Below are 12,306 nucleotides of genomic sequence, written 5' to 3' on the forward strand. Positions count from 1 at the left end.
TGAACGGTTGTGCTTACCTACGTTCGAATTCCGTGCAGCGTGGTGCGGCCTATACGACATGTGCCGCCGCGGTAAAGCTTGCCGCCGGAAGGTGCCAAACGCGGCCCGACAGTTCGCCGCGCCTGACTTCACGGCTTGGGACGGGACAGGAAGGCCAAAATCACGCCGGGCGCCATCAGCCCCGCCGCCCAAGCGGCCGCCCAGGAGCGAGCCTCGATCGCATGCTGGACGCCGGCGAAAACGATGGCCGCGGCGCCGCCGCAAAACACCAAAGGCACCAGCGGGTAGCCGGGAACGCGAAACGGGCGTGGCCGAGCACCGTCGTGTAACCGTAAAAGGAGCAGCGAAACCCCCGTCAGCAACAAGAAAAACCAGAATACCGGCGTCGTGAAATCGATCAGTTGCTGGAAGCCGCTTCCCTCGGGCCCCTCACCGGTCATGCCAAATCCGACGACGGCCAACAGCGTGCAGGCGGCTTGAATCGTCAGCGACCAGGCAGGCGTGCCGAAGCGCTGGCTCCAACGTCCCACGACGGCAAAGAGCGTGTGGTCGCGTCCCATCGCGTAATAGATTCGCGCGCCGGTGAAGATCATGCCGTTGATCGCGCCCAGCGTGGAAATACAAATCAAAATCGAAATGCCGCGCCGCCCCCAATCTCCCAAGCCCAGGGCAGCGACGTCGGCCGCTATCGCGTTACTCGCGGCAAAGCCACGAAGACCCATCGCGTGTACGAAGGCCAGATTCACACCGACGTAGACCGTCGCGACGGCCAGCACCCCGAGCATAAGCGCGCGCAAGATATTCCGCTGCGGATCGCGCACCTCGGCCGCGGCGTAGGCAATGTCGTTCCAGCCGCCGTACGTGAAGACGATCAGGATCAGCGCCAATCCGAGCTTGTAGTCGGCCAGCGGGGCCGGCGGTGGGTCCGGCAGGGCGCCGGGGTCATGGCGCGTCAAGCCGACGACAATAACGGTCGCCAGTCCGAGCAGCTTGGCGGCGGTGAGCGCATTCTGCGTCCACTTGCCAGCCCGCACGCCAAGAATGTTGATGCCGCTGATCACGAGCACCGCGCCGGCGGCGTAAATCGTGAACGAATAATTCCCGAGCGGCGCAAGTTGCGTCGCATACCGCCCAAAAACGTAGGTCATCGCGCCGATCGATCCGGGGCGAATCACCCACAGCTGCGCCCAGGCGAACATGAAGCCGACGGCGCGACCGAAGGCGCGCGACAGGTAAACGTAATCGCCGCCGTCGGCCGGATAGGTCGTCGCCAACTCGGCGTAGCACAGCGAGCCGACCAGCGAAAACATCGCGCCTAGCAGCCAGCCCCCTATGAGCCAGACCAACGAGGGCATGTTGGCCGCGATCATGGGCGTGGTCTGGTACAGCCCCGAGCCGATGATGATGCCCACAATCATCGACGTGGCGTCGAAAAGCGACAGCCGGCGCTCGGGCTCTCCCCTTGCGGTTGGCGTTTCGGCAAGCCTGGGATTCGAGAGGGTCACGTGCGCTAACCGCGGCCAGGAAATGCACGGCCCGGCGGCGTGCCAGGCGGCGCGGCATTGTAACAGCCCGAACGACGCGTGGGGCCCCTTGAACCCTGGCGGCCCGTTACCGCCGAATGCCTTCCTGCGCCTCGGCCCGCGTCGCCACCAAGGGCCGATTGAGCGCATGCTCGGGCGTATCGTCATTATCCCCGGGCTCCGGCAGCGTTAGTTCGCACAGAGCGAACAGCGCCGCCAACGAGACCCACAACAGCGTGGTACGGAGCAGTCCTTTGCGAATGACCATGAGCTGATTTCCCTGCGTCGAATGGCTGAAAGAGGCAGCCGCCCCCGGCGGCGCGAGGTACTTTTCGCGCGGCGCGGGAACGGGCCGATTCCCCGCAGCGCATAGGTCCTTATCGGCTCTCGAAATGGCATTTGGGCAGCGTAGATCGCGAAAACCGATTGAAAGCATCGTCGTGCTGGCACAAAATGCGGCGGCCTGGAAAACTGATCGGCCTGGCATTCCCCGCGGGTTTACGGGCGCAAGTCACGCGCAGAACCAAAGAGGAGGTTCTCATCATGGCCGCTGACATCGCGTCCCTCGTTGCAGCGCTCGAATCACCTGACGCAGCCGCGCAGCAAAGAGCGGCCGAGCGACTCGCGCAACTCGCCGACGAGGCGCAAGCCGCGGCCGTGCCATTGGTCGAAGCGTGCGGCGCGCAGCAAGAAGCGCTCCGCGAGGCGGCTGTCGCGGCACTTGAGTCACTCGGTTCGCCACCAGCGGGCGCTGTCGTTCCGCTGGCTCGCTTGCTTGTGCGACGGGAGCTTGATGTGGCCTATTGGGCGGCCACCCTCTTGGGGCGTTTACAGGAGGAGGCCGCGCCGGCGGTCGCGGCACTGGCCCAGGCGCTTGCCGATCACCCGGAACTCGCGGTGCGCGAGCGCGCGGCGTGGGCGCTGGGGAAAATCGGCCCGGCGGCGGCGCCCGCGCGAGAAGCCCTGGAGAGTGCCGCAGCGAGCGCTCAGCCGCGGCTGGCGAACCTGGCGCGCGAGGCCCTGAAGGCGATCCCCAAGTAATCCGCGGTACTGCGACGGCTGGCCGGCCCAGGGCAGCGCCCCGCGGCAGTTCGTCGCAAAATGCATCGTTTCTGTTGCCGATTCGCAACAGCTCTCGGGGTGGGCGGCGGCGGAACTGGTCGAGCAGCCGTGACTCTAAGTCTAATACGGGATGGGCACATCGGCCGGGGAGTAGGCGTCACGCTCCCCTCCGGCACCTTTTTTGCGAAACGTGACCGAAACAGCGAATTGCGACCGAACAATGGACGCCCCTGTCACGTCTGGTTAGCATAAAAGTCACCTCTCGACACGGAACAGAACAGAACATCCGACCAGCCGTCCCCCTGGGACGGTCCGGGTGTGCCACAGACGCCGCACCGGCGAACGGCAACTGAGATGAAGCTTCGGCGGACCATAGTCGAGAGTGTCAACGTCCCTCCGCATCTGCGTTCGGGCGCGATGCGGGCCATGTTGTTCTTGCCGAAAAGACTTTCGGCAACGGCGCCGGGCCGATCGGCCCGGTCGACCGCTACCGCAGATGACGCGCGGTTTAGGCAGAGATCTTCAGCGGCGGAATCTGCGTCAGCGGCTTCCTGGTGATTTCCCGATGTTTTTCCGAGTGAGCGGTGTCCGCCAAACGCGGCCGCGACAACGCTCCTCGAACGGCAACAGAGAGGCATCCATCCATGGGTTTCTTCGGCTTCCGGGGCAAGCGTCATAAGAACAACAAGCGAAGCTCCACGCGCCGATTGTCGCTCGTGACGCGCAGTCTGTACTTCGAGCCGCTCGAAGACCGGCAACTGCTGACCGTCACCTTCAACCAGATCACCGGGCCCGAAACCAACTCCGGCTACGACATTCCGTCGGGCAAGACTCTGTATGTTCCGCTGACGGCCAGCGACGCCGGACAGACGATCACGTACACGGCCACGACCACCAATTCGTCCGTTACTGCCAGTGTGCTCACCGGCAACCCCGAACTGGTGCTGAACGTCAGCGGCACCGACGCGCAAGGCCAGGCCTTTACCGGCACCTTGACCTTCGTGCTGTTCCAAGACATTGCCCCACAAACCGTTCAGGGCATCATCGACGACGTCAACAACGGGACCTTCGACACGGCAACGTTTTACCGGATGGAGACCGATCCGAACTTCCAGTTGATCCAGGGCGGCATTCTGCCGCCGTCGAACACGAATCCCACGGTCACGGGCCCCACGCTGCCGAACGAGTACAACGCCAATGCCGCGTTCAACTCGCCGGGGCTATTGGCGATGGCGGCCAGCACGGACCCCAATACTGGCCTCAAGACGGCTTCGACCGAATTCTTCGTCATGGGACCCGATGTCCCGCTGGCGCAGGAACCGCAGTTCCTGAACTACGGCTACACGATTTTCGGCCAGTTGCTCAGTGACCCCAGTGGCGTCTACAGCAAGATCCTGAACGTACCCACGACGGCACAGCAACAAGATCTCGACTACGCCAACACGCCGGTGCAAATCACCTCCGCGTCGATCATCGAAAGCGACACGCAAAACGCGGTTTTGGCCATCTCGGAACCGGCTGGCTTCACGGGTAATGCCACGGTCACGGTCACAGCCAACGGGTCGGACAATAGTTCGAAGCAACAGTCATTCAACGTCAGCGTTGTGGCAGCCAGTGCAGGTGGCGCTCAGCTAACATTGAATCCCGTCAGCAATCAAACGACCCAGGCGGGGCAGGCAATCCAATTCACGGTTTCGGCCAACGACACGGTGGGGGGCACGCCGACGTTCGCCGTCGGTGACCAAGATCCTTTCAGCCAGGCTCCGTACCCGGCCATGACGAACTTCACGGTGACCGTCACGGCAGGTGCGAACAATACCGCCACCGTGACGCTGACACCCAAGGCCGGCTTCACCGGCACCGCGACCCTGGTGATGCACGCTGACGACAGCTCCAACGGCCTCAGCGACGCGCAGGAATTCACCGTCACCGTCACCGGACCGCTCACGGTCCAGACCTCCGGCGCGACGCAAGACGTGAAAGCCGGCAACACGCTCGGGGTGACCGGCGTTTCGATTGCCGATCCCGGATTGCCAACGACGGCCAACGTCACCACGGTCTTGAAGGTGCAGCACGGCACCCTGACGCTGCCGACGAATGTCACCAATGGTTTGACGGCCGGCCAGATCCAGGGCAACGGCTCGGGCACCGTCACGATCACGGCTCCGCTGCTCGCGCTTAATAACACGCTGGCCGCCACCAACGGCCTCGTGTACACGCCCACCACCGGTTACGGCGGCGCCGACGGCATTGACATCACGGGCACCGACACCTTCGGTGGATCCAACGAAGTCACGGTCCCGCTGCAAGTGTTGGCCGACATCCTGATTAACTTACCGTCGACGACGCCTGCCACGGCGATGAACACGGCCGTGGGCATTACAGGCTTGTCGATCACCGATCCCACCGTGCCGGCCGGCGATCTAATCACGCTCAAGTTCCAGCCGACCAATGGCATCGTCACGCTGTCAACGAGCGTCCAAGGGGGCATCACGACCGACGACATTCAGGGCAACGGTTCGAATAGCGTTACCGTCACAGCCACGCTGGCCGCCCTTAACGCCACGCTCGCGGCCAGCGGCGGTATCTCGTACACGCCCAATGCCTCCTTCAACGGCACGGACAACGTGCAGGTGCAGGCCAGCGACCCGGTGGACAATTCCACAACGAACAACTTCTCAGTCGTGGTTGGCATAAGCTTCACCGCGCCAACTTCCATTGAAGCGCCGTCGGGCAGCTTCTTTGGCATCAGCGGACTGTCGGTCAATGATTCTGCGCTATCATCAACCGGCACGCTCAGCCTAACGATCGGTGCGAGCCAGGGCACTCTCAAAGTCTCGACCAGTGTCGCAGGTGGTGTAACGAACGTAACCGGCAACAACTCGGCGAGTGTTACGCTCACCGGCACGTTGGCCCAGATTAACGCCACACTGGCTGCCACGAACGGCGTGCAATACAAGTCCACGGTCGATTACACGGGGCCCGATACGCTCACCCTCTCGGCTACCGATAGTCTGGAAAGCAGCAACAATACGGGCAGCGTTGCCTTGACGGTCATGGGACCGTTAACGATTAACACGCCCTCGGCGCAGACCATTCCGGCAAATACTCCATTGGCCCTCACCGGCATATCGATTGACGATACAGGTATTCCTTCGACGGACACCGTGACATTCGTTCTGCAGGCGACGAATGGAGTCTTGCAGTTGAGCCAGACGGTCAGCGGGGGTCTGACCGCCGGACAAATCTCGAACAATAATTCGGGCAACGTCACCGTGACTGGCACTTTGGACGCCATTAACGCGACATTGGCCGCACAAGGTGGATTGACCTACACGCCCAATAGCGATTTCGCCGGCGGCGACACCATCACCCTGAAGGCGAACGACAACGCCACGAACAGCGACAACGAGCCCATCTCGCTCCTCGTCCTAGGACCGCTCACCGTGACCGTACCGAGTGGCATTCAGGCGGTGGTGGCCGGCGGCACTCTGAACGTGCCCACAATTACCGTCGCGGATCCAGGCCTGGATCCGTCGGCCGATGTCACCGTGATCTTCCACGCTACGAATGGCGTGCTGAACTTTCCGAGCGGAATTACCGGCGGTCTAGTCGCCGGCGAGATCCAGAACAATGGTACGGGTACCGTCACGGTCACCGCTCCGTTGTCGAGCTTGAATGCCCAGTTGGCGGCCAGTGGCGGATTCACTTACACGCCCAGCTCGTCGAGCTTCAACGGACCGGACTCGATCAGCGTGACGGCCTCGGATCCCACGCTCACCCAGGTGACCCAGAGCGTGTCGCTCGCGGTCGGCCTGACAATCAACCTGCCCAGCGCGCCGTTGCTGCCTGCCGGTCAGGCGAGCGTGATCAGTGGTGTCTCGATCACCGATCCGGCACTGTCGACGACCGATACCGTGTCGATTGTCTTCAGCGTGCAGAGTGGCACACTGAACGTGTCGACGTCCGTGTCCAACGGCGCCACGCAAGTTTCCGGAAATGGTACGGATAGTGTCACTGTCACGGGTACCTTAGCGCAGATCAATGCGACCTTGGCCGATGCGCACGGCTTGACCTACACGCCTGGCGCCAGCTTCAATGGCGTCGACACGCTGTCGGCTTCGGCAAACGATTCCGAGAATGGATCGAATTCGGAAGACACCACGCTCACGGTCGTGGGCCCCTTGACGGTGACGACTTCGACAACGCAGCAAAATATTCCGGGCGGTGTTCCGCAGTCGATTCCTGGTGTATCGATCGCCGATCCTTCGCTTCCCGCCGCGAGCAAAGTCACCGTGGTATTCACGGCACAGCACGGCACGCTAACGCTCCTGAACTCGGTGAGTGGCGGCGTTACGGACGGCGAAATCCAGACCAACGGTACCGCGACCGTCACGGTCACTGCGACACTTGCCGAAATCAACGCCACGCTCGCCGCCAGCGGCGGCCTGATGTACACAAGCGCGTCTGGCTTCTCGGGCGCCGACGCGTTGAATGTTCAAGTCAATGACCTGGCCAGCAACAGCAAGGCGGGGCAGGCGCAGCTCTTCGTGGCCGGCCCGATCTCGGTCACCGGGCCGACGACGACGCAGTTGGTGGTGCCCGGCGGCACGCTGACCGTGACTTCGCTTTCGGTCAGCGATCCCTCGTTGCCGAGCGGGCAAGGCGTGCAGTTGGTTATTACGGCCGCCCACGGCACGATCAATTTGCTGACGAACGTTACTAACGGCATCGGCGTGGGCCAGATCACGGGTAACGGCAGCGGTACCGTGACGATCAATGCCTCACTTGCCCAGATCAATGCAACTCTAGCGGCCACGGGCGGAGTAACCTACACCGCCGCGAGCGGCTTCAGTGGCACCGACGCCATCAACTTTGCCGCCAGCGACACGGTCGGCAACAGCAATAGCAACGCTCCCACCTCGGTCGCGGCTGCCGTCGTCGGACCGCTGAACGTGACCGGACCCACGGGCACTGCCAACGTCGGCAGCTCGGCGAGCACGCCGATCAGCGGCTTCGTCATCACTGACCCGTCGTTCCCAGCGGCTAGTAATCTCACGGTAACCCTGTCGGCAGGCCACGGCACGATCACGCTCTTGACCAACGTGACGGGCGGTCTCACGGCCGGCCAGATCTCCGGCAATGGCACAAGCAACTTGACCATTACCGCTCCGTTGGCGGCAATCAACGCCACGCTCGCCGCGAGCGGCGGCTTGCTGTACCAGGGCATCAGCGGCTTCAGCGGCTCGGATGGGATTACGCTTCTGGCTAATGACGGCGTATCGACCAATGCTTCGGCCACCGCGGCCTTGAACGTCATTGGGCCCGTCTCGATCACCGCGCCGTCGACGTTGACCGCGAATCAGAATAACTCGGCACTGGTGACCGGCCTCTCCCTCGCTGATCCATTGCTCCCCACCAGCAACAACGTGACGTTGACGATCACCGCCAGCCACGGCGTGGTCAGCCTGTCGACGTCGGTCACGAACGGCCTCACGAGCGCGCAGATCACTGGCAACGGCACGGCCAGCGTTTCGATCAGTGCCCCCTTGGCCGCGATCAATGCCACCCTCGCCGCCGCGGCGGGTGTCACCTACACGCCCACCAACGGCGTCAATGGCCCCGACACCTTGGTGCTCACGGGCAGCGACACGTTCTCGAATTCAACGACCAAGAATATCGCGGTCACGATTTTGCCGATCGCCAATTCGAGCCTGTCGGGCTTCGTTTATCTCGACAGCAACCTGAACAGCGCCTTCGATGCGAGCGAAATGGGCCTGGCCGACGTGATCCTGATTCTGCAAGGCACCGACTCGCAGAATAACGCCGTAGGTCCCTTGGCCGTGAAAACCGACAGCAACGGTTCCTTCCAGTTCAACAGCTTGCCGGCCGGCACGTATACGCTAACCAAGATCGCCCCGGGCGACCTGGCCGACGGACATGCCACCGCGGGTAGCCTGGGCGGAACCGTGCAAGGCAATGACGTGATCGCGACCATTACCCTGGGCGCGAATGGAACGGGCACCGGCTACAACTTCGGCGAGAACGGGCTGGCACCGAAGTTCGTCACGCTCGACATGTTCTTGAATTCGGCCCCGACGCCGTTGCAGACCCTGATCAACTACATCGACAAGTCGTACGCGGACGCGGATATTTCCACGACGGCGCCTGTGGGCATCTCGGGCAAGGTCGCGCCGCCCACGATCAGCGCCACCACCAGCAGCTTTACCTCGAATCAGGGGGCTACGCTCAACGTCACCGGCGTGCAAGTGAACGACAACTCGCTGTTGTCGACCACCAGCAACGTCCAGGTCACGGCCACCGTCACTAACGGTACGATTACCGTATCGCCGAGCGTCACCGGCGGCCTCTCCTCGTCGCAGATCACGGGATCCGGCACCTCGACCGTGACGATCATCGGTCCCTTGGCGACGATCAATGCCACGCTCGCGGCAGCCGGCGGATTGACCTACACGCCCAACGCCACCTTCAGCGGCACCGACAGCCTGTCGCTCAACGTCAGCGATCAGGGCAATACGGCAACCGGCACTCCGCAGTCCGGTTCGACCAGCATTTCGATCAACGTCGTCGCGGCGCCCGCGATCACCTCGACCAGCACGTCGCTGGCGATCGCCACCGGGCAAACGTTGAATGTCTCCGGTGTCAGCATAGCCGACACCGCGCTGACCAGCGGAGCCAACGTCCAATTGCAGTTGGGGGCTGCTCACGGCACGATCAACGTCTCGACGAGCCTGAGCGGAGGTGTCACCGGCGCTCAGGTCAACGGCAATGGTACGGCGAACGTCACGATCACCGCTCCGCTGGCCGCGATCAATGCCGTACTGGCGGCCACGGCTGGTGTCACGTACACGCCCACCAGCGGTTACGTCGGCAGCGATACCTTCGGCATGACGTTAAACGACCAGAGCAATACGGCCAGCGGCACGCAGCAAAGCGTTACCACGTCGCTGCCGATGTCCGTCGCCGGCCCGCTTGCCATTACTCCGGACACCGGCACGCAGTCGTTGGGATCGAACACTTCGCTCGCATTGACCGGCTACTCGCTCACCGACCCGTCACTGCCCGCCACCACGAATGTCACCATGACATTCCAGGCCACGAACGGCACGATCAGCCTGTCCACCGCCATCACGGCCGGCATCACCGCCGGCCAAGTGACCGGAAACGGCACGGGCACCGTGTCGATCACGGCTCCGCTGGCGGCGATCAACGCCACGCTGGCCGGCACAGGTGGTTTGACCTACACGCCGGGCGCCAGCTTCGACGGCAGCGATACGGTATCGATGACTGCCAACGATTCGCTGGGCAACACGACCACGGCCAGCCTGACGGTCACGAGCTAGGAAATCGCGTTCGATCAGCGACGTTGACCATGCGTCAGAACCGGAACTCGACGCCGGTGCTGAGTCCCTGCACCAGCAGTTGCGTTTCGCGGAAGCCGAAGAGGGGGCCGGGCGTTCCGGTGAGCGTCCCTCCGCTCCCCTGCGTCGTATTCACGAACGTGCTGATCTGCTGGCCCGGCCGCGCGACACGGGTCCAGTACATGATGTCGTAGCCCACCATCAAGCGGATCGTGGGAGTGAGCACGAAGGTCAGCTTCGTCTCCAACTGCGGCACCAGCGTGAACCCGCTGTGGCTGTAGGTGCCGATATTGCTGGGCATGGCCAGCAAGCCGCCGGAGGTGGTCACCGGGGTCCCGCCGGCCACCGTGGCGACGGAATTGCCGGTGATGCTCACCCGTTCGGCCGTGCCGCCAAGGCCCAACCGGCCGATCGTCAACCAGGTCCAACGTCCGCGACTGGCCTCGAAGGCGGTGCCGATGTTGCCGCCAAAGAAGCTGTTCGAGGTTTTGAACCCATCGAAACCGGAAAGTGTGCCGGCGATCGACGTGGCCGTGTCATTGACCGTGAGATTCTCGTACAGGCCCAAGTAGCGGAATCCATAGAGAAAGTCAAAGCGGTGACGGAAGCCGTTGGAGCCTCCGCCGTAGGCAAGGGCGTGCATGAACTGCACGCCAGCGCCGACGAAGTTGCTGGTCTCGCGGACGTCGATATTCCCACTGAATTCGCCGGGATAGGCGATCAACTGCGAGGCGGGCAAACCGGTGTGAAGGTTAAAGAACGGTCGGGCCAGGATCGGATCGCCGGGCGAGTCTTGAAAGAAGCCGCTGGTCTGGCCGCCCAGGCCGAAGACTTCGGCCTCGATACGTTTCGTGGGGTTGATCCACCAACCGGCCGTGATGCGCGCTCCGGAACGCCCCGTATTGTTCACTGGGTCGCCGCCGTACAACACGGTCGTGCCCGGCGCGCCGATGACGCCGGCCAGAGCGGGCGCCGTCGAACTTGGGGACGTGGTCACCAGCGGCGGAGAAGTATCGCCGGTGAGCCACCACAACAAATACTCGCCGCGTACGTACATCGGACCACGGCACGGTCCGCAGTCATCGCAAGGAAAACCGCAATCAGCGCCGTAGTCGTCGAACCCTCCGTCGAACCCTCCGTCGAAGCCGCCGTCGAAGCCGCCGTCGAAACCATAGTCCTCGCTAATGTAATTGCCCCCCTCGTCCATGATCGGGGCGGGCGCGCTCGATCGTGTGCGAGGCGCTGACGGAGCGCTTGAACGTGGCGCAGGCACGCTGCGCGGCGGAGGAGCGCTGCGCGTCGACGGCGCCGGTTCATACAGCGGCTCGGCCGGCGTCGGTTCGTTTGGCGGCGGCTCGGGCGTATCGAATGGCGATGATTCTACTTGATAGTTGGCACGTGAAACCGTTGCACGCGTGCGTCGCTGTGCGGCCGCGGCAGGTCGAGCCGGCGCCATGCCGAAGCCCTCGCCGTAAGCCACGCGTTGCACGCTGCCAAAGCCCGCTTGCGGCGAACGCGGTTGCACCGGTTCCCAAGTGCGAACCGGCCTCGTCACCGGAGGACGCCTGGCGGCCGGAGCCCGGCGAACGGGCTCGGCTTCCTGCTCGTCGTAAACTTCCTCGTAGACCACCTGCCGACGGGAGCGCGCAGGGGGAACATCTTCGTAGGTCTGGGCGGAAATCATGTCGGTCGGCAAAAGAGCGCCGACCAGGAGTATCGCGGCCAGACTGCGGTGGGTCGCCTTCATAGTCAAATGCCTGCCGTGGGCGCCTGCGCGCGGAACGTGCCGTGCGCGCCAGTCCCGTCGGACAGGACCCCCTCCTGGGCCATAAGCGTATTAGTCGTTGCGTTCAGGATCAGGATGCACGCCTTCGACTGTGGTGCCCCGTCAACACCGGTCGTGGCTCGCTTCGCTAAACGATCCTCAAACGGCCAAGGCGCACATACCTTGGCTTGCCTTTAATCGTCGGCATTTGCGCCCTACAACCTGAAATTTCTTCGCGACCGGCAAAGTCGCGGCTTGCCCAAAGGCCGGATTACCGCCGTACTGCGCAATCCTCCCAGTTTGCGTTCAAGTTCCGGCGACAGCAGGCGCAGGCGCGCAGCACGACGGCACAAGGGGCAAGAAGTTGGCGGAATGCCGCATGCGAAAGGCGCTGGCTTGCACCGTCAGCGACCTTCGATAGGGACGTGAAGATGCCCTAGCAGCCTGTTGAAAAAAGCCCTCGTGGCTTTTTTCAACCTCGCCAAGTGCGAAGCAAAGCTTCGCACGGCTCGCAAAATAACGACTTACGTCGATATTTTGCCATCGCATCCCTGCGATGTCGCAGCCCGTTGAG

6 protein-coding genes are annotated in these 12,306 nt (G+C 63.1%); 2 read left to right on the plus strand and 4 right to left on the minus strand.

Annotated features, from left to right (window positions below; translation table 11 throughout):
- Window positions 1–128: 128 nt before the first annotated feature.
- A complete protein-coding gene (locus VHD36_11465) occupies window positions 129–1,505 on the minus strand; it encodes an amino acid permease (protein HVU87931.1) in 1,377 nt (458 codons plus the stop codon).
- 106 nt (window positions 1,506–1,611) lie between these two features.
- Entirely contained in the window at window positions 1,612–1,791 is a 180-nt protein-coding gene (locus tag VHD36_11470) for a hypothetical protein (protein HVU87932.1), read from the minus strand.
- A gap of 275 nt (window positions 1,792–2,066) precedes the next feature.
- Here VHD36_11470 and VHD36_11475 point away from each other — a divergent pair, with 275 nt between their 5' ends.
- Both VHD36_11475 and VHD36_11480 read left to right on the plus strand, forming a co-directional pair.
- Window positions 2,067–2,564 carry a HEAT repeat domain-containing protein gene (locus tag VHD36_11475; protein ID HVU87933.1) on the plus strand — a complete coding sequence of 166 codons (498 nt, stop codon included), beginning with the start codon at window positions 2,067–2,069 and terminating at the stop codon, window positions 2,562–2,564.
- 665 nt (window positions 2,565–3,229) lie between these two features.
- The gene (locus VHD36_11480; protein HVU87934.1) at window positions 3,230–9,949 is read left to right on the plus strand and encodes a peptidylprolyl isomerase; all 6,720 of its coding nucleotides are present in this window, start codon (window positions 3,230–3,232) and stop codon (window positions 9,947–9,949) included.
- Between the two features lie 34 nt (window positions 9,950–9,983).
- Here the strand turns inward: VHD36_11480 and VHD36_11485 are convergent, their stop codons facing one another.
- Window positions 9,984–11,714 carry a BBP7 family outer membrane beta-barrel protein gene (locus tag VHD36_11485; GenBank protein HVU87935.1) on the minus strand — a complete coding sequence of 577 codons (1,731 nt, stop codon included), beginning with the start codon at window positions 11,712–11,714 and terminating at the stop codon, window positions 9,984–9,986.
- Between the two features lie 324 nt (window positions 11,715–12,038).
- Window positions 12,039–12,306 (minus strand): hypothetical protein (locus VHD36_11490; protein ID HVU87936.1); only part of this gene is annotated, 268 nt, incomplete at its 5' end.

Source organism: Pirellulales bacterium (assembly GCA_035546535.1).
In the GTDB taxonomy this organism is placed as follows: domain Bacteria; phylum Planctomycetota; class Planctomycetia; order Pirellulales; family JACPPG01; genus JACPPG01.